This window comes from Chryseobacterium populi, from assembly GCF_000282115.1.
GTDB lineage: Bacteria > Bacteroidota > Bacteroidia > Flavobacteriales > Weeksellaceae > Chryseobacterium > Chryseobacterium populi.
In genome coordinates, this window is sequence record NZ_AKJY01000014.1 from 1 (window position 1) to 26,425 (window position 26,425).

26 protein-coding genes and 1 riboswitch are annotated in these 26,425 nt (G+C 38.0%); of the genes, 11 read left to right on the plus strand and 15 right to left on the minus strand.

What is annotated here, in order from left to right; genetic code table 11:
• A partial coding sequence (locus tag PMI13_RS04425) for a TonB-dependent receptor plug domain-containing protein (protein ID WP_007841097.1) occupies positions 1-2,180 on the plus strand: 2,180 nt, incomplete at its 5' end.
• 175 nt (positions 2,181-2,355) lie between these two features.
• Here PMI13_RS04425 and thiD read toward each other — a convergent pair.
• From thiD to PMI13_RS04450, 5 genes are all read right to left on the minus strand, one after another.
• Positions 2,356-3,189, minus strand: coding sequence for a bifunctional hydroxymethylpyrimidine kinase/phosphomethylpyrimidine kinase (thiD, locus tag PMI13_RS04430; RefSeq protein ID WP_007841099.1), 834 nt, complete (start codon positions 3,187-3,189; stop codon positions 2,356-2,358).
• 73 nt (positions 3,190-3,262) lie between these two features.
• A riboswitch (TPP riboswitch) is annotated at positions 3,263-3,355 on the minus strand.
• A gap of 168 nt (positions 3,356-3,523) precedes the next feature.
• Positions 3,524-5,365 carry a carbon starvation CstA family protein gene (locus PMI13_RS04435; RefSeq protein ID WP_007841101.1) on the minus strand — a complete coding sequence of 614 codons (1,842 nt, stop codon included), beginning with the start codon at positions 5,363-5,365 and terminating at the stop codon, positions 3,524-3,526.
• A 186-nt stretch (positions 5,366-5,551) separates the two neighbouring features.
• Positions 5,552-6,544: an alpha/beta hydrolase gene (locus tag PMI13_RS04440; RefSeq protein ID WP_007841103.1), complete on the minus strand. Its 993-nt coding sequence runs from the start codon at positions 6,542-6,544 to the stop codon at positions 5,552-5,554.
• Positions 6,545-6,565: 21 nt separating this feature from the next.
• A complete protein-coding gene (locus PMI13_RS04445; protein WP_007841105.1) occupies positions 6,566-6,949 on the minus strand; it encodes a DUF3037 domain-containing protein in 384 nt (127 codons plus the stop codon).
• The gene (locus PMI13_RS04450; RefSeq protein ID WP_007841107.1) at positions 6,936-7,709 is read right to left on the minus strand and encodes a HipA family kinase; all 774 of its coding nucleotides are present in this window, start codon (positions 7,707-7,709) and stop codon (positions 6,936-6,938) included. The genes PMI13_RS04445 and PMI13_RS04450 overlap by 14 nt, the downstream gene beginning before the upstream one ends.
• A 151-nt stretch (positions 7,710-7,860) precedes the next feature.
• On the opposite strand from PMI13_RS04450, the gene PMI13_RS04455 reads away from it, so the two are divergent.
• The 4 genes from PMI13_RS04455 to PMI13_RS04470 all read left to right on the plus strand — a co-directional run bounded on the left by PMI13_RS04455 (position 7,861) and on the right by PMI13_RS04470 (position 11,221).
• On the plus strand, positions 7,861-8,700 hold the full coding sequence (locus PMI13_RS04455) for an alpha/beta hydrolase family protein (RefSeq protein ID WP_007841113.1): 840 nt from the start codon (positions 7,861-7,863) through the stop codon (positions 8,698-8,700).
• A gap of 55 nt (positions 8,701-8,755) precedes the next feature.
• The gene (locus PMI13_RS04460; RefSeq protein ID WP_007841114.1) at positions 8,756-9,652 is read left to right on the plus strand and encodes a helix-turn-helix domain-containing protein; all 897 of its coding nucleotides are present in this window, start codon (positions 8,756-8,758) and stop codon (positions 9,650-9,652) included.
• Between the two features lie 66 nt (positions 9,653-9,718).
• Positions 9,719-10,381 carry a hypothetical protein gene (locus PMI13_RS21300; RefSeq protein ID WP_034669791.1) on the plus strand — a complete coding sequence of 221 codons (663 nt, stop codon included), beginning with the start codon at positions 9,719-9,721 and terminating at the stop codon, positions 10,379-10,381.
• A 27-nt stretch (positions 10,382-10,408) separates the two neighbouring features.
• A complete protein-coding gene (locus PMI13_RS04470; RefSeq protein WP_007841116.1) occupies positions 10,409-11,221 on the plus strand; it encodes an arylamine N-acetyltransferase family protein in 813 nt (270 codons plus the stop codon).
• A 64-nt stretch (positions 11,222-11,285) separates the two neighbouring features.
• Here PMI13_RS04470 and PMI13_RS04475 read toward each other — a convergent pair whose 3' ends face one another.
• The 7 genes from PMI13_RS04475 to PMI13_RS04505 form a co-directional block, all read right to left on the minus strand.
• Entirely contained in the window at positions 11,286-12,107 is an 822-nt protein-coding gene (locus PMI13_RS04475; RefSeq protein WP_007841117.1) for a flavin reductase family protein, read from the minus strand.
• Positions 12,108-12,140: 33 nt separating this feature from the next.
• The gene (gene fahA / locus PMI13_RS04480) at positions 12,141-13,388 is read right to left on the minus strand and encodes a fumarylacetoacetase (RefSeq protein ID WP_007841119.1); all 1,248 of its coding nucleotides are present in this window, start codon (positions 13,386-13,388) and stop codon (positions 12,141-12,143) included.
• Between the two features lie 110 nt (positions 13,389-13,498).
• A complete protein-coding gene (locus PMI13_RS04485) occupies positions 13,499-13,954 on the minus strand; it encodes a hypothetical protein (RefSeq protein WP_034669789.1) in 456 nt (151 codons plus the stop codon).
• 83 nt (positions 13,955-14,037) lie between these two features.
• Positions 14,038-15,168 carry a 4-hydroxyphenylpyruvate dioxygenase gene (gene hppD / locus PMI13_RS04490; protein ID WP_007841123.1) on the minus strand — a complete coding sequence of 377 codons (1,131 nt, stop codon included), beginning with the start codon at positions 15,166-15,168 and terminating at the stop codon, positions 14,038-14,040.
• Between the two features lie 229 nt (positions 15,169-15,397).
• Entirely contained in the window at positions 15,398-16,129 is a 732-nt protein-coding gene (locus tag PMI13_RS04495; protein ID WP_238536277.1) for a hypothetical protein, read from the minus strand.
• Positions 16,130-16,314: 185 nt separating this feature from the next.
• On the minus strand, positions 16,315-17,589 hold the full coding sequence (locus PMI13_RS04500) for an acetyl-CoA hydrolase/transferase family protein (protein WP_007841127.1): 1,275 nt from the start codon (positions 17,587-17,589) through the stop codon (positions 16,315-16,317).
• Positions 17,590-17,617: 28 nt separating this feature from the next.
• A complete protein-coding gene (locus PMI13_RS04505; RefSeq protein WP_007841128.1) occupies positions 17,618-18,805 on the minus strand; it encodes a homogentisate 1,2-dioxygenase in 1,188 nt (395 codons plus the stop codon).
• A 118-nt stretch (positions 18,806-18,923) separates the two neighbouring features.
• Here PMI13_RS04505 and PMI13_RS04510 point away from each other — a divergent pair, with 118 nt between their 5' ends.
• Together PMI13_RS04510 and PMI13_RS04515 are read left to right on the plus strand one after the other, a co-directional pair.
• Positions 18,924-20,993 (plus strand): TonB-dependent receptor plug domain-containing protein, encoded by a 2,070-nt coding sequence (locus PMI13_RS04510; RefSeq protein WP_007841129.1) that lies wholly within the window; start codon positions 18,924-18,926, stop codon positions 20,991-20,993.
• Positions 20,990-21,460, plus strand: a complete 471-nt coding sequence (locus tag PMI13_RS04515) for a thioredoxin family protein (RefSeq protein WP_007841130.1) — start codon at positions 20,990-20,992, stop codon at positions 21,458-21,460. The genes PMI13_RS04510 and PMI13_RS04515 overlap by 4 nt, the downstream gene beginning before the upstream one ends.
• Before the next feature lie 147 nt (positions 21,461-21,607).
• Here the strand turns inward: PMI13_RS04515 and PMI13_RS04520 are convergent, their stop codons facing one another.
• A complete protein-coding gene (locus PMI13_RS04520; RefSeq protein WP_007841131.1) occupies positions 21,608-22,600 on the minus strand; it encodes a quinone oxidoreductase family protein in 993 nt (330 codons plus the stop codon).
• A 91-nt stretch (positions 22,601-22,691) separates the two neighbouring features.
• On the opposite strand from PMI13_RS04520, the gene PMI13_RS04525 reads away from it, so the two are divergent.
• Complete coding sequence (locus PMI13_RS04525; protein ID WP_007841133.1) at positions 22,692-23,066, plus strand: winged helix-turn-helix transcriptional regulator; 375 nt, start codon at positions 22,692-22,694, stop codon at positions 23,064-23,066.
• Positions 23,067-23,312: 246 nt separating this feature from the next.
• Here PMI13_RS04525 and PMI13_RS04530 read toward each other — a convergent pair whose 3' ends face one another.
• Positions 23,313-23,678 carry a DUF1304 domain-containing protein gene (locus PMI13_RS04530; RefSeq protein WP_007841135.1) on the minus strand — a complete coding sequence of 122 codons (366 nt, stop codon included), beginning with the start codon at positions 23,676-23,678 and terminating at the stop codon, positions 23,313-23,315.
• Positions 23,679-23,742: 64 nt separating this feature from the next.
• Here PMI13_RS04530 and PMI13_RS04535 point away from each other — a divergent pair, with 64 nt between their 5' ends.
• From PMI13_RS04535 to PMI13_RS04545, 3 genes are all read left to right on the plus strand, one after another.
• On the plus strand, positions 23,743-24,315 hold the full coding sequence (locus tag PMI13_RS04535; RefSeq protein WP_007841137.1) for a Crp/Fnr family transcriptional regulator: 573 nt from the start codon (positions 23,743-23,745) through the stop codon (positions 24,313-24,315).
• 63 nt (positions 24,316-24,378) lie between these two features.
• Positions 24,379-24,810, plus strand: coding sequence for a DoxX family protein (locus PMI13_RS04540; protein ID WP_051957046.1), 432 nt, complete (start codon positions 24,379-24,381; stop codon positions 24,808-24,810).
• 5 nt (positions 24,811-24,815) lie between these two features.
• Positions 24,816-25,259, plus strand: coding sequence for a carboxymuconolactone decarboxylase family protein (locus tag PMI13_RS04545; RefSeq protein ID WP_007841141.1), 444 nt, complete (start codon positions 24,816-24,818; stop codon positions 25,257-25,259).
• A 119-nt stretch (positions 25,260-25,378) separates the two neighbouring features.
• On the opposite strand, the gene PMI13_RS04550 is transcribed toward PMI13_RS04545, so the two are convergent.
• Positions 25,379-26,350, minus strand: a complete 972-nt coding sequence (locus tag PMI13_RS04550; RefSeq protein ID WP_007841144.1) for a cyclase family protein — start codon at positions 26,348-26,350, stop codon at positions 25,379-25,381.
• Positions 26,351-26,425: the final 75 nt, after the last annotated feature.

Sequence of the window (26,425 nt, forward strand, 5' to 3'; positions counted from 1 at the left end):
CGCCTACAGCCAATGACCATACCGGAGATTTTGACGGACAAAATTTTCAGGTTGACCTTAATTACGGGAATAAAATCGGAAAGAGAGGCGGATTTTATAACATCACCTGGACTTCACAGTTCAGAAATCCGACCTACAGGGCAGGTACGGAGAGCGGCAATATTTATAATGCCTACAATGCTATTGAGAAAAGAGCCTTAAATGACGGCGTAAACTTTTCATCATTGTTCAGTAATATCAATACCACTCCCAATTCACAACAGATTGTAAATTATATCCATCAGTATGCTCAGAATGTAAATTATTTTACTGCTTCTCAACAGTCTGCAATACAATCAACATCTATTATTCAGGATATAAAAGATGCTAATGGAAATGTAATTCAGCAAGGGCTTCAATCTCTATTAAATTTTGATGTAACCAATCAGGAACTGGCTTACCGAGGACTGGACAGAAAAGATTTCAATATGCAGGTAGGGCAGTCCAAACTGAATAACCATCAGCTTTTTGCGAATATAGAAGTTCCTGTTAATGATAACTGGAAAGTCTATACTTTCGGAGGTTACAGCTTCAGGCATGGTACTTCGGGAGGTTTCTACAGGAGACCTAATCAAAGCAGGACTTTTACCGGATTGTTTGCAGACGGATATTTACCGCAGATCGGAACAGATATTCAGGATCTATCGCTTTCAGCAGGAATTAAAGGAAACTTGGGCGGCTGGAATATTGATTTCAGCAACACATACGGACAGAATTCTTTTGATTACAATATCCAGAATACAGGAAATACTTCTTTGAGATTTGCTTCCCCGAATGAGTTTGACGCCGGTGGATTAAGATTCTCTCAAAATACCATCAATCTTGATTTTTCAAAAAAATATGATGTGTGGAAAGGAATTAACATTGCATTCGGGGCAGAACACCGTTATGAAAATTTTAAAATAACAGCAGGGGAGGAAGCTTCTTATGCAACGTATGATGTGAACGGAAATGTATGGACTGGCAATACGCAAAGGCCTACCGACTTTTTTGGAAATACACTTCCCGGTGGATCGCAGGTTTTCAGCGGTTTCAGGCCCGAAAATGCAGTCAATAAAAACAGGCAGTCTGTTGCAGGATATGCCGACTTTGAATTCAATTTTACTGACTGGTTATTGATGGATGCGGCAGCGAGATATGAGAATTATTCGGATTTTGGTTCGACTTTCAATTATAAGCTGGCTTCAAGGGTTAAAGTAGATCAGAACCTTAATTTCAGATTTGCGGGTTCCACAGGCTTCAGGGCACCTTCCATTCACCAGATTTACTATAATGTAACCTCTACCTTGTTTACTAATAATCAGCTTCTGGAAGTGGGAACTTTCAGTAATGATTCAAAAATTGCAGGACTTCTGGGAATTCCGGGTCTGAAGCAGGAAACTTCAAAATCGGCGAGTGTAGGGTTTACCTATAGAATTCCTTCCGTTAATTTAACGTTTACGGCTGACGGATATTTCACAAAAATTGATAACCGGATTATCCTTACAGACCAATTTACCAGAGCTGCAGTTCCGGATGCTGCCAAAGTTGCGTTTGATCAGGCCAATGTAAATGCAGGGCAATTTTTTGCCAATGCTATTGATACGGAAACCAAAGGAGTGGATGTTGTAATCAGTCACAACGCAAAGTTTTCAGGAGTAAAGCTGGATAATAATTTTGCGGTTAACCTCAATCAGACAAAAAGAGTAGGTGGAATTCACTCATCAGGTTTATTGCAGTCTGCCAATCTCGAAAACACTTATTTCTCTGAAAAATCAAGAATATATCTTGAAGAAGCTGTGCCGAGGGTGAAGGCAGGTTTATCTCATAATCTTACCTGGGAAAAGGCAACTTTCTATCTGAGGAATACTTATTTCGGAAAAGTAACCGGAGCAGATATTATAGATGCCAATGGCGACGGCGTTACCGAATTTAACGAACATCAGCAGATCACTGATAAAATCATTACGGATGTTTCTGTAGCGTACCAGTTTACAAAAAATGTAGGTTTAACACTGGGAGTAAACAACCTGTTTGATATTTACCCGACCAAAAACCTTACCGCTTCCACGAATAATGACCAGTTTATTTATTCACGGTCTACTTCGCAGTTCGGGCAAAACGGAAGATATGTTTTTACAAGGCTTAATTTTAATTTTTAAGCACAAAAGAATTCAGATTAATTAATATCTCTTGAGATAACCGGTGTTTTCATAGACGCCGTGTTTTCTCAAGGGTATTTTTTGAAATAAACTGTTAAATCAGTTTTCTGAAGCCTTTCATATTGGAGTGCTTTAATTCCCTGATAGATGTTCTTCTATGGTTTGCCAGGTTTGTTCAGACTATCTCATTTTTGATAAGTTTCTGAGGATTAAAAAAATGATTAAGCGGCCCGTTTCCAAAGCCTGCCTGTACATCTCTTCCGTTTTCTATAGCCTGATAAACATAGTGCTGGCCAGATGATACGGAGTCATATAAAGTTTTCCCCTGAGCCAGATAAGCCGCTATTGCAGAAGAAAGGGTACAGCCGGAACCGTGGGTGTTGTTAGTGTCAAATTTTACCGTTTCAAAAGAATGGAAATTTTCATCTGCATCAAAATATAAAGAAGTGATGGTTGAGGTTTCCTGATGGCCGCCCTTAAGAAGTATGCTTTTGCACCCCAGCTGTTTGATCCGTTTTCCGGCAGAATACAGATCGTCCAGAGTTTGTACTTTCATATCAGCTAAAATTGCTGCTTCATCCATATTCGGGGTAATGATATCGGCAATGGGAAAAAGCTTTTCTATAATGGCATTTACCGTTTCTTCTTCAATCAGGTGGTGTCCGCTTGTAGCCACCATTACAGGATCGAATACAATGGGTATCTTTTTATATTTGCATAAAGCCTGAACGATGGTTTCAACCAGTTCAGGCGTGTGAACCATTCCTATTTTGATTGCATCGGGGAAAATATCATCGAGAATGGCTTCTATCTGATCTCCCACAGCTTCTACAGGAATCGGGTAAATTTTTCTTACCCCCTGGGTATTCTGAATGGGAAGAGCGGTTAATACTGATGTTGAAAAGCATCCCAGCGCAGAAGCTGTTTTGATATCGGCCTGAATGCCTGCGCCACCGCTTCCGTCAAATCCTGCAATCGTTAAAACAGATGGATAGGTATATTTTTTCATTTTTTCCGTTGCTATTGATTATTAAAATAGCTTTAGGAAGATTCTGAAATAAAACAAAAGATACATTGCCGGAGAATGTTTTTTTGCTTTTCCCTACGTCGGTGTAAGCCGTATCAGGTTCAAAGGGACTCTCTCAATTCTTTCCAGAATACCCCTAAAGCAGGACAAATGTATAAAAATATATCGGGCAGTGTAGTAATATTGTTTTAAAAAGATTAAAAATAATGTCATTGCCAACCAATCACCGGCAATAGAATTTACTGCAGATTGTTTCACTTCAGTTCGCAATGACATCAGCTAAACTTAAACTCTCAACTCATAACTCAAAACTCACCTACCTTTCCACCATCTCTTTCACCGGCTCACCATAGAAATCGATTTCGGATTTATTGATTTTTAAAAGCTGATACCATTTTGTGAAAGCTCCTATAAATACAACAAGCATGAGCACCATGGCTACAACCGCCAGTGTTGCCAGTAAATATTGTTCTTTTGGAATGTATATCGTTGTGATCTGAATATATCCTGCCCAGAATGTAATCCCTGCCATAAAGATTCCGGGAATAGCAGAGCATAATGCATATTTTCCCCTGTTGAGCCGGATCAGCATCGTGGTACATACAATGAGCCCGCAGGCTGCCAATAGCTGGTTACTGATCCCGAACAGCGGCCATATACTGCTCACATTACCTGTAAACACAAGATACCCCCAGGCGAATGTAAAAAGAAGGCTGCTGATAATGATTCCCGGGACCCAGTTTTTATCATTGAATTTCGGGATTACGGAACCGAGCATTTCCTGTAAAAAGAAACGTCCTACCCGTGTTCCCGCATCAATGGCAGTAAGGATAAATACAGCTTCAAACATGATGGCAAAATTATACCAATAGGCCATCAGCTGATCCATATACGGGATTTTATTAAAAATATGGGCCATTCCTACAGCTAAAGAAACGGCACCTCCGGTTCTTCCGTGCAGGTCAATACCTATTTTTTCAGAAAAATAATTAATGTCTACCCCATGTAAAGAAGGGTGGGCAGCAAGGAAAGCATCATAAGATTCTTTTGGGGTATTAATGGCAAAATAATCACCGGGCATCAGTGTACACGCGGCAATTAAAGCCATAAGGGCCACGAACCCTTCCACCAGCATCGCTCCATAACCTACAAAAAGGATTTCTCTTTCCTTGTTAAGCATTTTAGGAGTGGTACCTGTTGCAATAACGGCATGAAACCCTGAGATAGCGCCACATGCAATCACAATAAAAATAAAAGGAAGAACAGGTCCGCCGATAATAGGCCCGCCACCATTTACAAACTGGGTGATAGCTGGCATTTGTATCGTAGGATGTATGGCGATCACACCGATAGCCAGCATGACGATAGTTCCGATTTTTAAATAGGTGGAAAGGTAATCTCTCGGTACCAGGAGAAGCCATACCGGAAGTACAGAAGCCAGAAAACCATATAATGGGATGGCAATAGAAATTGTTGTAATATCCCATGAAAATAAATTATTCATTGTTTCATTCTGCATGAGATTATGACCGCCGATGATCCCTGCGATCAGAAGGATACCACCCAGGATACTGGCAAAAGTCACACTGTTTTTACGATAGCGCATGATCAGTCCCATAATGATCGCGATCGGCATTGTAATAACTACTGTAAACAAAGACCACGAAGCTTCGTGCATGGCATTGATACAAGCCAGTGAAAGCCCTGCCAGTGTGAGGATCAATATGAATAAAATAGCAAAGCCTGCTACAGTTCCTGTTGTTTTTCCGATTTCTTTAGAAGCAATGGTCGCTAAGCTTTGTCCTTTATGCCGTACCGATGCAAATAAAACCACCATATCATGTACACCACCTCCCAACACACAGCCTATCAATATCCATAAAGCCCCGGGAAGATATCCGAACTGTGCAGCCAATACAGGCCCTACTAATGGTCCTGCAGCAGCAATTGCCGCAAAATGATGCCCGAAAAGAACATTTTTATTTGTAGCTACATAATCTTTTCCGTCCGCAAATTCCAAAGCCGGAGTGGTATTGTTATCATTAAGCCGCAATACTTTATTGGCCATGAAAATTCCGTAAAAACGGTAGGCAATTGCAAAGATCAGGATCGATGTAAAAACAAGCGTTAATGCATTGATGTTATTTAAGAAATCCATATCTGTTTGAATTTTTATGAATAAATAATTAAATTTTTTGTTTAATTTATTTTGAATAATTTAAACATTGGCCAAGTTAATTATTTTGCAAATAAAAAATACAGGTATGTATAGTAATCTAGCAAATTTATAGAAATTATAACTTTGAATTAATTTTATGTTTTTGAAAATTAAATATTTACAATATTAAATGAAATAGGAATGTATATCAAATGATTTCCCAACTCTTAACTCATAACCCAAACTCATTTCTTTCACAACCGTCAGAGTGTTTTCAATATTTTCCCGCTTAAGTTTTCTGTGTAATTTTTTAGATTGTTTCAACGGGACGACTTTGTCTTTATCTCCCTGCACAATTAAGGTTGGAATTCCATGATCCACATAGGCTACCGGTGACAGGATTTTAAAAAGGTCAACTACTTTTCTTTTGTCTTTTTTAATATCATATCCTGAAATTCCTAAAACCAGGTTTTGCCTGAAATCAACAATTTTCTCAGATAATAAACCTATAAAAAAGACAGGGATCTTGCCGGTACGGGTGTGCAAAAGCCGGTTCAGGTCAGAAGGCCCGAAATTATTGACCACATAATTCACTTTGGCAGAATATGTTGAAAGCTCAGGGTCTCCAATGAACTCTTTATCCTGTGTATAGGCGGAAAGTAAAGAAAGGTGTGCCCCTGCAGAAGTTCTGAAAAGCCCGATATTATCAGGGTCAAAATTATATTTTCCGGCATTTTTCCTTACCCATCTTATGGCATCTTTTGTATCCTGTAAAGGAGCCGGAAAATGTATATCCTTATTTACCAAAGTATAATCTATGCTGATAACGGCGTATTGCTTTTCTATCAGCTTTAAAACCATATTTTCAATATAGCTGCCGGTACGGATTATTTTATCACCGCCAACCCATCCACCGCCATGAACATAAATTAAAACCGGAAGCTTTTCTTTGGGAGTAATTTTTGGCTGGTAAATATCCAGAAGAACAGGGCTTCCCTTATCATCGGTTTTATGGGAGATGTTTTCTGAAACTATTGTTTTTTCAGGAAGCATAATACTTTTAGGAATATTCTGCTCAATCTGATTTTGGGAAAATGCCGAATTAAATATCCCCAGAAAGATAACAAAAAACAGGTTTATTGAAAACCTGCGGATTATTTTATTTTGTGACGATTTCATAGGGTATTTTTTGAGAAGCGGTTATCTTACTAACTCCTCAAAAAGTTTACCAAAAGTCTTCTCAAGATCCTTGGATTTTCCCGGATGGGGTCTCGACGTCTGCACAACAGAGCTTCTCACCGCCGTTAGCCAACGGAAACGTTCGGGAATTTCAAGCTGGGCAATAGGTCCGCCCTCTTTATTACCGGTGGCAATTTTCTGAAAGCTTTCCAGGTTTTGGATAATATCTTCATAATCGAGTTTACTGTGCATCAGCCTGAATTTATCCGGACACAGGTAATATTCTACGCGGATGAATTTTTCTTTTTTTGAAAACATGATCAGCCCTATGTTGAAAAACTCTTCTCTTTCAACCTTCGGTACCAGGCGTATTACAGCGTATTCGTATATTTTATCCTCTTGCATTTTTTGCTTCGTTTACAAAGATTTGTGAATTTTCCAGCCGGGTTGTCAAAAATTGAAAATAAATTTCACGGATTTCTTCCGGCGTTTCATCTGCATCACTCCAATGCAGCCAATCTTCAGGAATCAGGTTGACAATTTCCCTGAAAATACCGTCATTCAGCACTTCATGGGCAAATTTATCGGCCTCATCCAGCATTTTAGCTTTCGGAAGTAAAACATGATCCTTAACATATTTAAACGGGGTTTTCGCAGCAGCATCAAAATTCTGCCATGAATGATGGAAATAAAAGGAAGCCCCGTTATCAATTACCCAAAGCTCTTTATGCCACATCAGAAGGTTGGTGTTTTTATAAGTCCGGTCGATATTGGTGATAAATGCATCCAGCCATACAATTTTCGAAGCCAGAAGCGGATCTATTACAACGCCCTGGTCATAAGTAATTGATCCGGAAAGATAATGCAGCCCCAGATTTAATCCTTCGGAAAATTTAAGCAAATCCTGAATTTCTTCATCAGCTTCCGTCCTTCCGAAATCAACATCGAGGTTCACAAAAACGAGCTCAGGAATTTTTAATCCTAAAGCTTCCGTGATTTTTCCGCCTAAAAGTTCTGAGATCAACATTTTCACTCCATGTCCTGCACCACGGAATTTCAATACATATTTAAAGTCATCGTCAGCTTCTGCCAGTGCCGGAAGCGAGCCTCCCTCTCTCAATGGCAGAATATAACGCATTACAGTTACCGTTCTTAAATCCAACATACAGCAAAATTAAGGTTTTACTTTGTGTTTATTTCTATTTTTAATATTTTTAGTTGAAAATTAAGTGGGTTGCAAGGCCGTAAAATATTTTTAAAATTGATGAAATATAGAAAAGAGCCTAGTGTCTTTGCGATGAACAAAAACAAAATATATGAAGATCACCAAAAAACAAAATGTTATTATTTCAAATCGTGAAACCAGGGATTTCCTTGCCGATGCATTTTATCCTGAAACTGAAAACAAATTGCCGTTAGTGATTTTTGTTCATGGCTATAAAGGTTACAAAGATTGGGGTGCCTGGAATCTGATGGCTGAGAAGTTGGCTGAAGCGGGATTTTTCTTTGTCAAATTTAATTTTTCACATAACGGAACTACCCTGGATGATCCGGATAATTTTGGAGACCTTCAGGCTTTCGGAAATAATAATTATTCAAAAGAACTTTCGGATCTCGGTGCTGTCATAGAATATTTTATTAAGGATTCTAAAGTAGATGATCAGAAAATAATTCTGATCGGGCACAGCAGAGGTGGCGGGATTTCCATTATTAAAACTTTTGAGGATGAGAGAATCAATGGTCTTATTACTCTGGCCAGTGTAGATAGTTTAGATCGTTTTCCTCAGAAAGATAATCTTGAGAACTGGAGAAATGCCGGAGTATATTACGTTTTAAACGGAAGAACACAACAGGAAATGCCTCATTATTATCAGTTTTACCAGGATTTTAAGCAGAATGAACACCGCTTTGATGTAGAGAGGGCTGCAGAAATGGCAAAAGCCCATGTGTTAATTATTCACGGAACGAATGATGAAAGTGTAGAGGTTAAAAACGCTGAGCATCTTCATATATTAAACCCGAATTCCGAATTGTTTTTAATTGAAAATGCCAATCATACCTTTGGGGCAAAAGAACCCTGGACGGAAAATGAATTGCCGGAAGATTTAAATAAAGTAGTGAAAAAGTGCATTGATTTTCTGTACCGGAAAATGTAAATACAACCTTTGTTTTAAAGTATAAACTGAATTTCATTTATATAAATTTGAAGTTATGACACTGATTCCTCAATATGATCCTGAAAAATTCAGAGCCATAGGGAAAAACGGTTCTGGTGATTTTGAAACTAAAGGGTTGAATGATTTTTTTATTGTAGAGCTTTCCGTTCAGAAAAACCAGCTGCAAACTCCTTTTCTTCCCCATCGTCTGACGGTAAATGATTTTGTTTTTGTCAGCAAAGGTGAACTGATCAAAACAGTTTGTTCAGATTCCTATTCTATATCTGAATCTACTCTGATGATCCTGCCACCCTATAAAATAAGAACTATGGAAACCTTTTCAGATGATATTGAAGGATATTACTGCCATTTTCCGGATGAACTTCTTTCAAGAGACACGGGTTTTAAAAATCTGATGGAAATACTAAACTATCTGGATTTAAGGAACGACCACAGGATTCCGGTGCCTGTTCAGGTAAAAGAAAATATTCTATTTCTTCTGGAGAGAATGAAGGAACTGTATAAGCAGAATGAGATCAGTTTATTAAGTTCATATTTGCAGACTTTTTTAGCGGAAATAAAGGCGATCATACAGGAACTTCCGCCTATTGTACTTAATGCAAATGAAACGACTGCATTTCACTTCCGGAAAAAAGTTACTCAACATATTAATACCGTTCATAGTATCCGGGAATATGCAGAGATGCTGAATGTGTCTCCCAACCATTTAAATAAGTCGGTGAAAATGGCAGTGGGAAAAACAGCTTCTGCGATCATCAGTGAAACATTAACGATGGAAGCTAAATCGCTGCTTTCAAATACTGATCTGAGTATTGCGGATATTGCCTTTTCATTAGGAATTGAAGATCCTTCTTATTTTGCCCGCTTTTTTAAAAAACATACAGGGAATTCTCCCAACCAATACAGGAAAAGGATTGATTTGTCCTGTTAATTGCTTTGTTTGTTCTACGTCCGGACTGCTTACATTGCTGAAATTTGCGGTGTAATAGTTGAGAATATGAATTTTAAAAGCGTGTTAATCTTATTTTTAGGTTTTGCTTTTTCCGTTAAAGGCCAGATGAATGAATTAAAAGAACGTTCAAATGCACCTGTGGTTTTTGAGCTGCTCACCGGATACGAAGGCGTTGCATCCCAACTGAACATTAATAAGAACTTTAAAGAGGTAACTGGACTGTCTTTTTTCAGTGTCAGCAATATTTCTTCAAAATGGAACGAGCAGAATGCAAAAGATGCGATGTCCCAGTTTAATCTGGCCTATGAATTTGTAAAAGGCTTCAGGATCCTTGCTGGAATACATTATACACCATCTACAGGGTTAAGGCCGAGTGCTTCTGTATTGTATTCTTATGTTTCGGAGAATATTACCCTTGTTGCCGGGCCGAGAATTGATTTGTCCGGTAACAGTAACCTTGAAGGTTTCGGAATGGTTGAATATAAACCGAAACTGAATGAGAAATGGAGAATATATTCAAGGTTACAGGGATTGTATGCGCAAACCGTGAAGGATGATCATCATGCGAGAAGCTATTTAATGGTAAGGGCCGGGCTCAGCTATCATGACTATAGTTTCGGATTGGGTGCCAACTTTGATGCCTATGGTCCCGAAAGGATAATCAAAAATAATTACGGTGTTTTTGCTTCGGTGAGATTATTTAAATAAAATCGGTTTAATAAATAAAATATACAAATGGAAAATACAGAATTAAAAAAATATTTCGAGAGGATACATTTTACCGGAAATGCAGAAGCAGATCTGGAAACTCTGAACAGTATACTTGAGCTGCATCCCCAATATATTTCTTTTGAAAATATCGACAGTTATACAAACCTGGTTCCGCAGGTAGATATAGAAAATGTCTTTCAAAAGCTGGTGGTTGAAAACAGGGGCGGATATTGCTATGAGCAGAATGTTTTGCTGAAAAATGTTCTGGAAACAATAGGCTTTCAGGTTACCGTCCATCTGGGAAGGGTTTTCTGGAGGAGGGAGAGAAAGGATAAAGCGGCCCGCACACACATGTTGCTTGTTGTGACGCTTAATGGAGAAAAGTATCTTGCTGATTCAGGGTTTGGGACGGTGACACTGACCGCTCCGCTGGTTTTGCATTCTAAAGATGAGCAAACCACTCCCAATGAAAAATTTCAGATAACACAAAATGGCACTCATTATATTTTGTCATTAATTGCAGAAGAGAAAATGCCGATCTACGGGTTTACCCTGGAGGAGGCAGAACAATCTGATGTTGAAGTTGCCAACTGGTTTATTGCTACCCATCCGTCATCAACATTTAAAGGAAATCTGATCATCACAAAAGTGGATAGAACCGCCCGCTATACCATTCACAATAAATCTTTAAATATCCGTTACAATAACGGTTTTAAAGAAAATATTGATATCAGTAATGATTCGGAATTATTTACGCTGCTTGAAAATGCATTTAATATCAGGGTAGAAAGCATAAAAGATAAGGAGCTTTTAATCAGAAAATTCAACAGGAATTGAAACGACCGAATAGAAAAAGCCTTCCTAAACAGGAAGGCTTTGCATATCTGAAAAGCTATGAAAATTATCTGATCAGTAATTTCCAGGCTTCTTCAATTTTATTTTCCAGTAATAATTTCTGGGCATCCTGATGAATGTTTTCATCTGCATGGAAAGCTTCTCCCGGCAATACTTCAACATTGGCAAGCATTCCCAGATCGTTTCCGGAGAATATTTTGCTGTATTTAATTTCGTCGGGAAGAAGGTTAAATCCGATTCCTTTGGTTACCAGGGGTTTCGGAACTTCAAATAAATTGTTCTCGTTATTTCTTGAATACCAGTTTCCACCTAAACGGGCTACCATATCCAGTTTTTTCTGATCCGGAACTCCCTGTTCATTCAGATATTCTTCTCTGATATGAATTTTCTGAACTTCACAGATTACCAGATTTCCGGCACCGCCCTGATCCCCTAAATGTTTTACCTCTAATACTTTGCATTCAAAATTTACGGGACATTCTTCAATCAGTTTAGGCTGAATGAGATCTGCGTCTTTCATGGTCAGTCCGGCTTTAATAAATTCATTGACTCCGCCATCATATTCTGTAGAGGCTAAAGAAATCTGCTGTACAATCGGGAAATTTACGGTCCCGATCACAACTTCCGGAACTTCAAGAACATTTTCCAGGGTATGCTTGGTTGTATTGTCACGGACTCTTCTCGATGGTGAGAAAATCAAAATCGGAGGAACCGTACTGAACATATTAAAAAAGCTGAATGGCGATAAGTTGATGGTGCCATTTTTATCCACCGTTGAAGCCAAAGCAATAGGACGTGGCGAAATGGCAGTCTGCATAATGGTTTGCAGCTGTACCGGAGATATTTCAGATGGGATTACTGTTTTCATATTTTTTATTAAACACAAAAATCACTTAAGTTTTTAAACTGCAGGAATAATTTTACCACTCACTTCACCGAAACCTACTCTCACTCCCTCTTTTTCAGCCCAGGCTTTCATGGTAACGGTATCATTGTCTTCAATAAACTTTCTTTCCTGTCCGTTGCTTAATGAAATAGGATTTTGGCCTCTCCAGGTCAGTTCAAGCATAGAGCCGAACGATTTTGGATCACTTCCCGAAATGGTACCGCTTGCATACAGGTCTCCGACTTCTATATTGCATCCGTTTACGGTGTGGTGGGCTAGTTGCTGGGTCATATTCCAGTACATATGTTTATAATTGCTTTCGCAAATTAAATTTTGTTCCCCGTTTTCAGGCTGAATATAAACTTCAAGATTGATGTCATAATTTTTATCTCCTTCAAATTTCAGATACTCTAAAACCTCAGGATCTTGTACAGGAGAAGCTGTTCTGAATGGTTCTAATGCTTCTAAGGTAACTACCCACGGAGAAACTGACGAGCCGAAGTTTTTTGCTAAGAACGGCCCAAGCGGAACGTATTCCCATGCCTGGATATCTCTTGCTGACCAGTCATTGAAAATAACCATTCCGAAAATAGCATCTTCTGCTTCTCTGGTAGAAATGCTTTCACCCATTTCCGTATTTTTATTGATAATGAAAGCCATTTCCAGCTCAAAATCCAATTGTTTGGAAGGCCCGAAGATCGGTTTTTCCACATCAGCCGGTTTTGTCTGGCCTTTAGGACGGTTGATATCCGTTCCGGAAACCACGATTGATGAAGCTCTTCCATGATATCCCACAGGAAGATGTTTCCAGTTCGGAAGCAATGCATTGGCAGGATCGCGGAACATTTTTCCGACATTGGTAGCGTGCTCGATGCTGCTGTAAAAATCGGTATAATTAGGAATGTGAACCGGCATCATCATTTTTACTTCATCAAGGTCGTAGAAGGCATCTTCAATGGTTTTCTCATCTTTTGACAAAGTGGAGCCTTCCTGTAATAATTCCTGAATTTTCGTGCGGACTGCATGGGTTACAGGTTTCCCTAATTCGATAAATTCGTTCAAGGTGTAAGCCTCAAAAATATTATCATCAAGTCCTTCGATATCTTCAAAATATCCAAGGTCATATAACGTGGCCAGATCAACAACCTGATCTCCGATTCTGGTACAGCATCCGATATATTCTTTGTTAAAAACGGCTACTCCAAAAGGAATATTATATATGGAAAAGTCTGAATTTGAGGAATATTCTACAAATGATTTCATAAGGTTTGAATTTAATGGAGATTTAAAATAAATCTGTTAAAATTTTAAGAGCAAATATCCTGGATCACGATCATTCTGGAATGTTACATGTTTATTTCAGGATATTTATATTATTTTTTTGAATAAGATGCTTCATCTATCCATCTGTCTTTTGTATTGACATCAATAAGGTACAGAATATCTTTCTGTTTGGTTAACAATAAAGTTTTGGTAACAGGAAGCGGGACTCTTTTGTTTTCAAGCATATCAGCTCTTAAAGAAACAATATTCTTTTTTCTGATAATGTCGCCTGTAAAAACATTTGAGCTGCTTTCCCCGGTAGCCTTATCATCAAAAACTTCCACATAAGTAGCATTTTTTCCTTTGATAATGATAAAGTCTCTTTCTGTATGGTCATCAAAATCTTTGATGAAAACAAACTTTTTGTTGTCAATATTTACATTTTCCAGGTTCTGGTTGATGCCTTTTCTTTCTTCTAATCTGGTTAGGATTTCATTCATTGTTCCGTATTGCGCTTTTAAACCCAATGCGCCAAAAAATAAAAGTCCGACGAAAATTTTTCTCATATGAATGTGCTTATAAATGTGTTTATAAAAAAGTTTTGCCAGGATTTTGCATCCTGACAAAACTCAATATTAATATTTTTAAATTAAAGATTACCTCTTTTTTCCTGCTCTCTTTCCAATGCTTCGAATAATGCTTTAAAATTACCGGCACCAAAGCTTTGTGCACCATGTCTTTCAATGATTTCAAAGAAAAGGGTAGGGCGGTCTTCTACAGGTTTTGTAAAGATCTGTAATAAATATCCTTCTTCATCGTGATCAATCAGGATTCCCAGATCCTGTAGTTTTTTAAGATCTTCATCAATATGGCCCACTCTCTCAGGAACCATGTCATAATATGCTTCCGGTGGAGCTGAAAGGAATTCTACCCCACGTTTTTTAAGCTCAGTTACCGTATGGATGATATCTTTTGTAGCTACGGCAATATGCTGCACGCCTTCCCCTTCATAGAAATCAAGATATTCTTCTACCTGAGATTTTTTCTTGCCTTCTGCAGGCTCGTTGATCGGGAATTTTGCATATCCGTTTCCGTTTGACATTACTTTAGACATCAAAGCAGAATATTCTGTGTTGATCTGTTTGTCATCAAAAGAAAGGATGTTTACAAATCCCATTACTTTCTCATACCATTCCACCGTTGGAAGCATTCTGTCCCAGCCTACGTTTCCTACGCAGTGGTCGACATACAATAAACCGGCATCTTCAGGCTTATAATCGCTTTCCCATTTTTCATACCCGGGCATGAAAGGACCCGAATAATTTGTTCTTTCAATAAACATGTGAACCGTTTCTCCGTAAGTATAGATTCCGGACATTTTTACTTCGCCATATTCGTCAGTTAACGTTACCGGCTCAAGATATGGTTTTCCACCTCTTTTAGTAGTTTCTTCAAAAGCTTTATAAGCGTCATCTACCCAAAGTGCCAAAACTTTTACTCCATCCCCGTGTTTTTTTACGTGTTCGCTGATCGGTGATTCAGACTTAAGACCTGTAGTTAGGATCAGTCTTATTTTCCCCTGTTGAATAACATAAGAAGCACGGTCTCTTACTCCTGTTTCAGGACCAGCATATGCTACAGACTGAAAACCGAAAGCGGTTTTATAAAAATGAGCAGCCTGTTTAGCATTTCCTACATAAAACTCAATGTAATCAGTACCATTAATTGGTAAAAAATTCTCTGCTTGAGCAATTTTTTCGGCAAATGTAAGTGTTGACATATTTTCTTTTTTACTTTTATTTTATGGTATGCAAATTACGAAAATCTTAGAAATGGAGAAATAATTAACGGAGAATCCTTAATCAGACTTAACATAATTTTAAAGAAAAGTTCATTTAAGTATATTTAAGTTTCTTATGTTGAAAATTGGTTGTATACATTTGTAAGTACAAAAGACAAATGAAAAAAAAACATTTCGAACATTTGAAAGCCATAGATTTCTATGGCTTTCATTTTTTATTATTCAATCTTCCTGCATCCGGATTATAGTTGTCCCAGATTTTCCAGACATTATCTATTTTCCGGATAAAATAGATCTGTGTGTTGAGCTGGTTGACGAAGTGCTCTTCTCCGGTTTCACCTACTTTAAACAAAAGATTCCAGAATTCCTGGGATTCCAGTATTTTTTTATCGGGCTCATCTGTTACCACATGAATATCAAACACTTCAAAATTGGAACGGTTATTTTTGGTCACCAACTGAAACTCTCTGTCACAAAGCTCTTTACTGAACTGTGTCGCCCTTTCTAAAAAAGGAGAGCCATCAAAAACAAGGTCCTTAAAAAGTTCAGTTTTATGATCGGGAAATTTTTTATAAAATTCAAAAACAGTAGAACAGTAATTGTAAACCATCTGCGTAAGAAATTCTTCAACAGTCGGTTCTTCATTTTCTGGTTTCTTATCTTTTATTGAGAGAATATAAGCATTTAAATCTTTAAAACCCAGGAAAATACATATTTTATCCAGTGTTTTAAGAAAGCGCAGATCGTTATGGGTTTTATCCTGATAGTCATTTTCAAAAAAACGTTGCAGGGTAACGTGTGAAATAGTATTTCCTATTTCAAACCTTTTCCCGCCTTTCAATTCCTCAGCTTCAGATAGCTCGTCTTTTATGATTTCGGAAAGAATAATATAATGGCTTCTTTTCCATTCTGTAACATTCCCTAAAACAGAATTTTTCACTTTAGGGTGTTTTATGACTTCCTCCCGTATTGAATTATATATAGTCTTCAATTTCCAAATTTTAAAAGGTTTTATCAAAAATATTGCCAAAACCTTATGCTGTTTTTTGCTCCCTTTATGTTTTTAAAGATACGTTTTTTTTAATTAAGCTTCATTCCCAACCTGATATTTTTACTCTGATATTTTTAATGCTTAAATCTTTCAAAAGCAGCTCTTTCCAACATTTCTCTGTCATCCGGATGTGCAATGCTGATCAGTTCCTGGGCTCTTTGTCTGAGATTTTTCCCGTAAAGGTAGGCCGTTCCGTATTCAGTGACTACATAATGGATATGTCCCCTTGTTGTTACTACACCGGCACCCTGTTTAAGAAAAGGAACAATCCTTGAAATTCCCTTTTTAGTTCTTGATGTTATCGCAATAATTGGTTTTCCGCCTTCACTAAGAGCGGCTCCCCTCATAAAATCCATTTGGCCTCCGATTCCGCTGTATTGCAAAGTTCCGATAGAATCTGCACACACCTGCCCGGTGAGGTCAATCTCAATAGCAGAATTAATGGCTGCCATTTTTTTGTTCCGCATGATATTGATCGGGAAATTGACGTCGCTTACATCTTTAAAAGCAAAAACAGTATTGTCATCTACATAATCGTAGAGTTTTCTGGTTCCGAAGCAGAAACTTGTGATCGTTTTGTTCTCGTTGTAGCCTTTGTATTTATTGTTAATTACATCATTCTGAATCAGATCGATAACTCCGTCACTCAGCATTTCCGTATGGATTCCTAAATCTTTGTGATTATTAAGGCATTTTAAAACAGCATCAGGAATCGTTCCTATCCCCATTTGCAGGGTTGATCTGTCATCAATCAGTTCAGCTACATTTTTTCCGACAAGCATTTCCTCAGGGCCTACTTTTGAGCCGTAATCTACTGTGGGAAGTTCTTCTTCATGCCACACCAGCTTATGAATCCTGCTGATATGTATCATCCCGTCTCCATGGGTTCTCGGCATTAAAGGATTAACGATAGCAACAATGATTTTAGCTGTATCTACTGCGGCTCTTGCCACATCCACAGAAGTTCCCAGGGTGCAGAAGCCATGTTTGTCCGGTGGGGAAACAGTGATTAAGGCTACATCCAGTGGGAGTATGTTATTCCTGAACAGAATAGGAATCTCACTTAAGAATACAGGGACAAAGTCGCCTCTTTCGGAATTTACGGCATCCCGTACAGGAGTAGAGACAAACAGGGAGTTAACAAAAAAACTGTCTTTATATTGGGGCTTGGCAATTTCTACATTTCCTTGTTGGGTAATGGAAACCATTTCTACATTTTCCAGCCTGTGAGATTGTCTTGCCAGCTCATTGATCAGATAATTCGGAGTACATGCACTTCCGTGAAAGAACACGCGGTTTCCGCTTTTTATGGTATAAATAGCTTCTTCTGCACTTATATAATTGTACATATTGAAATTTTTTAATGATATTTTTCGCTTATTCTTGTGAGCGGTCTTCCATATTTTTGTCAGTTTCTTCCAGCCATGATGTTTTATAAGACGGATCTTCCACTTTCAAAGCTTCCTCCGTAATTTTTAAAGGACGGAAAGGATCTACCATTACAGCATATTCTTCAGTGAATTTTTTTCCGATACTTCTTTCCATGGCACCTGGGTGGGGGCCGTGAACAATTCCTCCAGGATGAAGCGTAAAATCCATTAAGTCAATGTGGTTACGGCTCATAAAATCACCTTCGGTATAGAATAAAACTTCATCCGAATCGATATTGGAATGATTATAAGGTGCAGGAATCGCCATTGGGTGATAATCGTACATTCTTGCACAGAATGAGCAAACCACGAAATTATGTCCTTCAAAATTCTGATGAACCGGTGGCGGCTGGTGAATTCTACCTGTAATTGGTTCAAAGTTTTTAATATTAAATTTATAAGGGTAAAAATAACCGTCCCAGCCTACCACATCAAACGGATGGGTTGCATAAATGAAATCGGTGATCTGATTTTCTTTTTTTACTTTGATCAGGAATTCTCCTTTTTCATCTTTCGGCTCAACGAAAGTAGGTGCGATAATATCTCTTTCGCAGAATGGTGAATGCTCTAAAAGCTGTCCGAATTCATTTCTGTATCTCTTTGGAGTATAAATCGGAGAATGACTTTCCAATACAAAGAATACTGTGTCTTCGGATTTTAATTCTATCTGATAAATGGTACCTCTTGGAATGATAAGGTAATCTCCGACAAAAAATTCCAGGTTTCCAACGAAAGTTTTCAGAACTCCACTGCCTTCGTGAACGAACAGAAGCTCATCACACTCTGCATTTTTATAGAAATAATCCATTGATTTTCTCGGCTTAGCCAATCCCATTTTCAGGTCGTTATTCATCAGAAGGATTTTTCTGCTGTCCATAAAATCATCCTCAGGAGTAACGTTCATACCTTTGAACATTCTTGGCGTTACATTTTTGTCAACAGCAATTTTTGGAGTCACATCTTTGGGGGCTCCAATAGATTTTATCTGGGTAGGGCGGTGAATATGATAGAGCAGGGAAGAAATTCCATGAAAGCCTTCCGTACCGAAAAGCTGCTCATAATAGAATTTATCTTCAGGAGATTTAAAAATCGTATGTCTTTTCTGTGGGATATTCCCGGATTGATTATATCTCATTTTTACCTTTATATTTTCTCAAATTTAATAATTTTTGACGAATAATTTTTAACGACATTTATCATAAAGTTTTTTATTTCGAAAATAATTGTTAGTTTTGTCTAACAATTTTAATTTCATGAAGCAAATATTATTTTCTGTTGTTTTGTTATCGTCTTATTGTTTTTCACAGGAGTCGGATAGTTTAGATATAAATCATAACCTAAAAACAGACTCAGCGGCTGCATCCAAAAAAGAAATGAAAACGAAAATGATTGATGACGTAGTGATTACAGGAACCATAAAACCGGTCAGCAGATCTAAAAGTCCGGTGGCGGTAGAAATTTACAGTCAGAAATTTTTTCAGAAAAACCCTACACCGAATATTTTTGAAGCCATTTCAATGGTCAATGGAGTAAAGCCTCAGCTGAACTGTTCGGTTTGTAACACCGGAGATATTCACATCAACGGCCTGGAAGGGCCCTATACAATGATCTTAATTGACGGAATGCCCATCGTGAGCTCATTATCTACGGTTTACGGATTAAGCGGGATACCGAACAGCCTGGTTGACAGGATAGAGATGGTAAAAGGGCCTGCTTCATCTCTTTACGGATCTGAAGCCATGGGTGGAGTCATTAATATCATTACCAAAAATGCTTTAACAGCCCCAAAACTGAGTGCAGATCTGATGACAGGTACTTGGAGTGAAAATAATTTTGATTTGTCGACTAAATTTAACCTGGGGAAGGATGCCGCTTCATTATTGAGCCTGAATTATTTTAATTTCACTAAAAGAATAGATCAGAATAAAGATAATTTTACTGATGCTGCTTTGCAGAACAGGATTTCAGTTTTTAATAAATGGAATTTTCAAAGAAAAGATAACCGGTTGGGCAGTTTTGCGTTAAGGTATTTGTATGAAGACCGTTTTGGCGGTGAAATGCAGTGGAACAGGTATTACCGCGGAAGTGATACCGTATACGGAGAAAGTATTTACACCAACAGGGTAGAGGCTTTCGGGGTTTATCAGTGGCCTTTGAAAGAGCAGATTATTTCCCAGTTTTCTTATAACTACCACAATCAGGACTCATTTTATGGAAGCAATCCTTTTGATGCTCTGCAAAAAGTAGCTTTTACGCAGACGTATTGGGATAAGACCTTTGGAAATCATGATTTGATTTTAGGGCTCAGTTTTAAAAAAACTTTTTATGATGACAATACTCCCGGAACCTTATCAGCAGACGGATTCACGAATGAGCCTATGAAATCTCCGATCTGGGGAGCTTTTATCCAGGATCAGTGGGAAATTAATTCTAAAAATACATTATTGCTGGGATACCGCTTTGATTATGATAAAATACATCATTCTATACACTCCCCGAGATTTGCATGGAAATTTTCCCCGAACCCTTATCATACTTTACGTTTTAATTTTGGAACCGGCTTCCGGGTGGTGAATTTATTTACAGAAGATCATGCCGCCCTTACAGGCTCCCGTGAGGTAGTGATTAAATCAGATTTAAAACCTGAAAAATCAATCAACGGAAATCTGAATTATATCTGGAAAATACCTGTAGGAGACCGTTTGATTAATTTGGATGCCTCCGCATTTTATACTTATTTCAGCAATAAGATTGTAGGGGATTTTGATACGGAACCGGATAAAATTATTTATGATAACCTCCATGGATATGGGATTTCAAGAGGAGCTTCAGTGAATGTGGATTTCAGCTTCAGTTTTCCGTTGAGTGTTAATCTGGGGGTAACTTATCTGGATGTGTATCAGAAATTGGATGATGGAAATGAAAAAATTCAGCAACTTCACGCTCCAAAATGGAGTGGAACGTATGCTTTAACGTATAAATTCCCGAATGCATTGACTCTGGACTTTACAGGACAATTCTACGGGCCCATGAGACTGCCGGTACTGCCGAATGACTACCGCCCCGAATATTCACCGTTTTATTCCCTGGCGAATATTCAGATCTCAAAAAGTTTCAGATCCGGGTTTGAAGTTTATTGCGGAGTTAAAAACCTGTTCAACTTTGTTCCGAAAGATCCTTTGATGAGGCCGTTTGACCCGTTTGACCAGCATGTGGATGACCCGGTTAATAACCCGAATCATTATACATTTGATACAACTTACGGCTATGCACCCATGCAGGGGATCAGAGGATTTTTAGGTGTAAAATATACCCTTAAATGAAAAATTTAATTTTATTTTTAATGTTAGTGCCTTGTTTCTGTCTTGCCCAGAAGATGGAAACAGGCACTTTTTCCGGACTTGAGCAACTACAAAAGGAACAACCTAAACCTGTGATTATTCATGTTTATACAGATTGGTGCGCAGTATGTAAAATTGAATCTTTCCAATTAAATAAAGATAAAGAACTGAGACAATTGATGGATAAGGATTTTTATGTTATCCATTTTGAAGCGGAGAAAACCAAAGAAAAAATATTTTTCCAGGGAAAAGAATTTAATTATCTGCCTAATGGGAATTCCGGAATTCATGAATTAGCTCTGGCACTGTCTAAAAATACAAATCAGCCGGTTTATCCGTTATGGATATTGCTGGATTCAAACCAAAATCTGGTGTATTATCATGAAGGAGTATTTAAGCCTGAAAAAATGAAGCAGAAACTTCTGGAAATTGCTGCTTCATATAAATAGTTTATTTTCTCACAGATAACGCAGATGATTTCAGGCAGCTTAATTTCTGTAAATTTGTGAAATCTGTGGCTAAAACTGTAAGTCCTGAGATCTTCAATGACTGTTGATTTTCCGTTTTGAATTCCGGTGATGATTCTTCGGGGTATTTTATTCATGAATCATAATTAATTTATTCCCTTGAGTCTGATTGTTTTTAAGGATAGATTGCGCTTTCAGGACAGTTTCTAAAGACAGGTTTCCTACAACTTTATAATTGGGTGGCATGATTATTCCATTTTCTATAAGCCTGGCAATTTCAAGTAAGCTGTCCTGATAATATTTGTAGTTTTTGGTCATGCTGTGGGTATAATTTGAAATATTCATGATCAGACAACCTTTATTAAATAAGGTCTCATGGGCTTTTTTGCTGATTAAAGCCGTTACATCCACATACATCCCATTGCTTTTTAAAATATCGGCTGTTACTTCCGACATATAATTTCCTACAAGGTCAACTCCGATATCGAAAGGTTGGTTGTTATTCGCTTCTAAAAGATTCTGAACGAGGTTTTCGTCTTTATAATTGATGATTTGTTTTTCTGGTAAACCCACTTTAAGAAGTGCTTTTTTATTTTCTTCAGATCCTACGGTTGCTGCTATTTTATGAAAACCATTGGCAATTAACAGCTTCAGTAGAAAAGAGCCGACGCCTCCCGCAGCTCCGGTAATTAAAACGGTATCCTCATCCTTTAGCTGTAAACGGTTAAAAGTCTGTAACGCTGTCATCCCGACAGATGGAATGGCTGCTGCCTGCTCGAAAGAAACATTTGCAGGTTTTAAGGAAACAATAGCTTCCGGAACGGTAATGTATTCTGCATAAGAACCATTACTTCCCATTGAGCCACTTCCGCAATATACTTCATCTCCAATCCTGAATTGAGTGGCATCATTTCCTGTTTCAACAATAATTCCTGATAATTCACGGCCTAGAACAGGGGAACTGATAAGCCTGCGTTCCAATTCATTCTCAAGCATCTGATAATCGATGGGATTAAAACCACTGGCTTGGATACGGATTAAAACTTCATGGTTTTTAGGCTGAGGCTTTTCTACAAAGCCATCTTCAAGCTGAAAATTTTTATTTAATAGGACTGCTTTCATAAGGATGATTTAAAATACAAATGTAGAAACAGAATAGTTTATATTTGCTACCAGTTAACTATTGGTAACTAGTTACTTTAATGAAACCATTATGGCAAAAATAATAGAAAACGGACTTGAAAGGGAAGCTACATGCACAGAAGAATTATTCGCCATGCGCGACAGCCTGGATGTTTTAGGAGGAAAATGGAAATTGATGATTTTACGTTATTTAACCAACCGTCCGGATCAGCAGATTCATTTTAAAAAACTACAGCGAGGAATTGAAGGAATTTCTGCCAAAATGCTGAGCAAAGAACTAAAAGAGCTGGAAATTAATTTGCTGATCACAAGAACCATTCAGGATACAAAACCGATTACCGTAATTTATGCCGTCACGGAATATGGGAAATCTGTATTTCCGGTGACAGAGACTTTAGTGAAATGGGGATTGCTTCACCGGGAAAAGATCAAAGAGTCGATGTAATGGATATTGATTTGAAAATTAAAAAGCAGTATATTTTATCTCTGATCTGAAAATCTGCGTCATCTGTTAAATCTGAGAGTGATCATTATTCTGCTGATATAAAACTCAATTATTTCTGACAGACTTAGCAGATGTTTGTGTTTAAGTGAGAATGGTTTTAATCCCAGTAAGTTTAATTAATACAAAATTCCGCTTTGAAACATCTTGAAAAGAATAAGATCTGAGTCTTTGCTATTAGCTTTTACATTACTTCAAAAGTACAGCAATGATGGCGAGTATCGCCGGCAATGCCTGAACAATGAATATTTTCTTAGTGGCAGATACAGCTCCGTAAATTCCGGCTACGGCTACACATCCAAGGAAAAATAAAGCGATATTGGTTTGCCACTGCTCATCTTTAATAATCAGTGACCAGATTAACCCTGCTGCCAGAAAACCGTTGTAAAGTCCCTGGTTGGCAGCCAAACCTTTGGTAGGTTTAAACATTTCTGCCGGTAACGCTGCTTTAAATACTTCCTTACCTTTGGTTTCCCACGCAAACATTTCCATCCAAAGAATGTAAAGATGTTCTAATGCGACCAAAGCAATCAAAATTTTTGCAACGATTTCCATAATTATTGTTTTTAGAATTGTAAAACTAAAAAAATAAATTTAAGTTTGATTACTAAATTTCAAAATGGATACTTTCAAAATACATTTAGATAAATTCATCAGCATTGATGAAGAAGAATACATTTCGGTCTTATCTTTTTTTCAGACGATGGAAGTGAAAAAGAAACAGGAACTGATGCTGGACGGCGAAGTATGTAAATCCATGTATTTTGTTGTGAAAGGCTGTCTCAGAAAGTTTTTTGTCAACGAAAAAGGAGTAGAGCAAACCACAGAGTTCGCTATAGAAAACTGGTGGATTACAGATACTTTTGCTTATGAAAGACAGATCAAATCGGATTTTTGTATTCAGGCGGTAGAGCATTCTGTTGTTCTGATCATTGATCTCCCCACTCAGGAATTACTGTTGCAGAAGCATCCGGTGATGGAAAAATATTTCAGAATGATCTATCAAAGGGCTTATGCTGCATCCGAAAGAAGAATCCGTTTTTTATATGAAATGACAAGAGAAGAGCTTTATGTGCATTTCAGTACCCAATATCCAAACTTTAATCAGAGAATCCCGCAATACCTTATTGCTTCTTATCTGGGCTTTACTCCGGAATATCTCAGCGAGATCCGGGCAAAATTACGTTCTTAAACCAGTTTAAGATTTTTACGGCTGATAAACCGGAACTTTGTCATGTTATTAAAAGCCAATATCATGACAGAAAAAAGAAATCAGTTTCAGCAGTTATTTTTAAGACTTGCCATTTCCGTAACGATGCTTTCAGCGGTAGCAGACCGGTTTGGATTTTGGGGTAAGAATTCCGCCTGGGGAAATTGGGAGAATTTTGAAAAATATACCCGGCAGCTTACCTTTTTCCTTCCCGATGCTCTGAGTCGTTTTTCGGCTTATTGTGCCACATTCCTGGAGATAGCTCTTCCCTTGATGTTGCTTTTAGGGTTTAAAACTAAAATGGCTGCGTATGGAGCAGGATTTCTTTTGCTGGTTTTCGCATTATCGATGACGGTAGCTTTAGGAGTTAAGGCTCCTTTAGACTATTCCGTCTGGGTAGGAAGTGCAGGTGCATTTTTATTGGCAGGCCAACAACAGTTTTCATTCAGTATCGATCAATTAATCAAAAAACAATAAACTTTATGAGCGCAAGAATTAATATGGCAGCAACAGATGCAGCTGCTTACAAAGCGATGATGGGATTAGAAGGGTATCTGCAGACGATTTCTTTAAATCCCATTCAAAAAGAATTAATCAAAATCAGGGCTTCACAGATCAACGGATGTGCTTTTTGCCTGGATATGCATGCAAAAGATGCTGTGAAATATGGTGAAACTCCACAGAGAATCTATATTTTGAACGGTTGGAAAGAAGCTACGGAATTCTTCACTGAAGAAGAGCAGGTGCTTTTATTGATGACGGAGGAAATTACTTTAATCAGCCATAAAGGTTTAACCGAAGAGACGTATCAGAGAGCAAAAGTGGTGTTCAGTGATAACCAGATTTCACAGATCATTATGGCAATTATCACCATCAATGCCTGGAACAGAATTGCGATCAGTACTCACATGCAGATCCCGAAATAATTTTTTTCAACAGTTATTTATTAAAAAACAGCTTTTCAATTTTCTGAAAAGCTGTTTTATTGTTATTGCGAACGAAATGAAGCAATCTCACTAATGGTTAAAACTGTAGTTATATTCTCCTAATAAATTGCTACAGGATTAATATTGACCTGGGTAGAGCCCACATAAAGAGGGTGTCCAAGAACAAATAAAAACTCCCAGATTTTTTCTTTAACCAGCGGTCGGGTGTCAATTAGCTCGAGGTTATAAATTCCTTTTTTGGCCAGCATAAACTGATTGATTGGAAATTCTTCTTTACTTTTCGGATTGGGATACACTTCGGATGCCCAGGTATCTCCGCCGAAAGCTACGATTCCCTGGTCGGCAAGCCATATCGCAGCTTCCATACCAATTCCGGGTTCTACCTCAAGAAATTGTTTGTTGTCTTTACCGATCAGCTCCAGCCACCCGGTATTAAACAAAACAACATCTCCCTTTCTCAGAATGATCCCTTGTTTTTTCAGAACGGTTTTGATGTCGGAAACTGTAAATTCAGTGCCCCCCGGAACAATAGTTTTCCCGTAATAAGTAGTCATATCCAGAATAACACCACGGGTTACAAATGGCGGAACTTTTTCTATCCCTAATTTTTTCACTCCCTCTACTGTGACGAAATCAGTGGCTTTGTTCCCGTTATAGTAAGTATTGTTGATACCGATATGCCCGATACCGTTAAGCTGGGTACCTACGCCGGTCCATGCATTCACCAACTCATCATTGAATGTGAATTTGTTGGGGCCTAAGCTTTGTCCGCCCTGTTCTCCGGGTTGGATATTATACAAATGAAAGCTCCTGTGGCGGAAAGCCGGTAAGTCCTTGTTAATGGGAACGGCCAATGATAATGATTTACCCTGTTTTACTAAGGGAAGTGCCTGCTTTATGACTTCCGGAGTTAGCAAATTGGCAGCTCCGATTTCATCTTTGACCCCGTAAGCAGAAGGATACCAGGATTGATCTCCGGGATTGATATAAAGGTTTTGAGCTTTAACGGATAGGTTACTAACCGTCAATAAAACAGCCAACCCGAACGTTTTGATCAGATTATTTTTCATTTTCGTAATGGTATGATTTGAAAAAAGAAATGGAACTCTGTAAACATTTTCTTTGCAGATAATGCTTACAGAAAA

Excerpts from the sequence above, each read along its gene's own strand:
- thiD (WP_007841099.1), bottom strand. The coding sequence starts at position 3,189 with ATGAAAAAATATACCTATCCATCTGTTTTAACGATTGCAGGATTTGAC.
- PMI13_RS04435 (WP_007841101.1), bottom strand. The coding sequence starts at position 5,365 with ATGGATTTCTTAAATAACATCAATGCATTAACGCTTGTTTTTACATCG.
- PMI13_RS04440 (WP_007841103.1), bottom strand. The coding sequence starts at position 6,544 with ATGAAATCGTCACAAAATAAAATAATCCGCAGGTTTTCAATAAACCTG.
- PMI13_RS04445 (WP_007841105.1), bottom strand. The coding sequence starts at position 6,949 with ATGCAAGAGGATAAAATATACGAATACGCTGTAATACGCCTGGTACCG.
- PMI13_RS04450 (WP_007841107.1), bottom strand. The coding sequence starts at position 7,709 with ATGTTGGATTTAAGAACGGTAACTGTAATGCGTTATATTCTGCCATTG.
- PMI13_RS04455 (WP_007841113.1), top strand. The coding sequence starts at position 7,861 with ATGAAGATCACCAAAAAACAAAATGTTATTATTTCAAATCGTGAAACC.
- PMI13_RS04460 (WP_007841114.1), top strand. The coding sequence starts at position 8,756 with ATGACACTGATTCCTCAATATGATCCTGAAAAATTCAGAGCCATAGGG.
- PMI13_RS21300 (WP_034669791.1), top strand. The coding sequence starts at position 9,719 with ATGAATTTTAAAAGCGTGTTAATCTTATTTTTAGGTTTTGCTTTTTCC.
- PMI13_RS04470 (WP_007841116.1), top strand. The coding sequence starts at position 10,409 with ATGGAAAATACAGAATTAAAAAAATATTTCGAGAGGATACATTTTACC.
- PMI13_RS04475 (WP_007841117.1), bottom strand. The coding sequence starts at position 12,107 with ATGAAAACAGTAATCCCATCTGAAATATCTCCGGTACAGCTGCAAACC.
- fahA (WP_007841119.1), bottom strand. The coding sequence starts at position 13,388 with ATGAAATCATTTGTAGAATATTCCTCAAATTCAGACTTTTCCATATAT.
- PMI13_RS04485 (WP_034669789.1), bottom strand. The coding sequence starts at position 13,954 with ATGAGAAAAATTTTCGTCGGACTTTTATTTTTTGGCGCATTGGGTTTA.
- hppD (WP_007841123.1), bottom strand. The coding sequence starts at position 15,168 with ATGTCAACACTTACATTTGCCGAAAAAATTGCTCAAGCAGAGAATTTT.
- PMI13_RS04500 (WP_007841127.1), bottom strand. The coding sequence starts at position 17,589 with ATGTACAATTATATAAGTGCAGAAGAAGCTATTTATACCATAAAAAGC.
- PMI13_RS04505 (WP_007841128.1), bottom strand. The coding sequence starts at position 18,805 with ATGAGATATAATCAATCCGGGAATATCCCACAGAAAAGACATACGATT.
- PMI13_RS04510 (WP_007841129.1), top strand. The coding sequence starts at position 18,924 with ATGAAGCAAATATTATTTTCTGTTGTTTTGTTATCGTCTTATTGTTTT.
- PMI13_RS04515 (WP_007841130.1), top strand. The coding sequence starts at position 20,990 with ATGAAAAATTTAATTTTATTTTTAATGTTAGTGCCTTGTTTCTGTCTT.
- PMI13_RS04520 (WP_007841131.1), bottom strand. The coding sequence starts at position 22,600 with ATGAAAGCAGTCCTATTAAATAAAAATTTTCAGCTTGAAGATGGCTTT.
- PMI13_RS04525 (WP_007841133.1), top strand. The coding sequence starts at position 22,692 with ATGGCAAAAATAATAGAAAACGGACTTGAAAGGGAAGCTACATGCACA.
- PMI13_RS04530 (WP_007841135.1), bottom strand. The coding sequence starts at position 23,678 with ATGGAAATCGTTGCAAAAATTTTGATTGCTTTGGTCGCATTAGAACAT.
- PMI13_RS04535 (WP_007841137.1), top strand. The coding sequence starts at position 23,743 with ATGGATACTTTCAAAATACATTTAGATAAATTCATCAGCATTGATGAA.
- PMI13_RS04540 (WP_051957046.1), top strand. The coding sequence starts at position 24,379 with ATGACAGAAAAAAGAAATCAGTTTCAGCAGTTATTTTTAAGACTTGCC.
- PMI13_RS04545 (WP_007841141.1), top strand. The coding sequence starts at position 24,816 with ATGAGCGCAAGAATTAATATGGCAGCAACAGATGCAGCTGCTTACAAA.
- PMI13_RS04550 (WP_007841144.1), bottom strand. The coding sequence starts at position 26,350 with ATGAAAAATAATCTGATCAAAACGTTCGGGTTGGCTGTTTTATTGACG.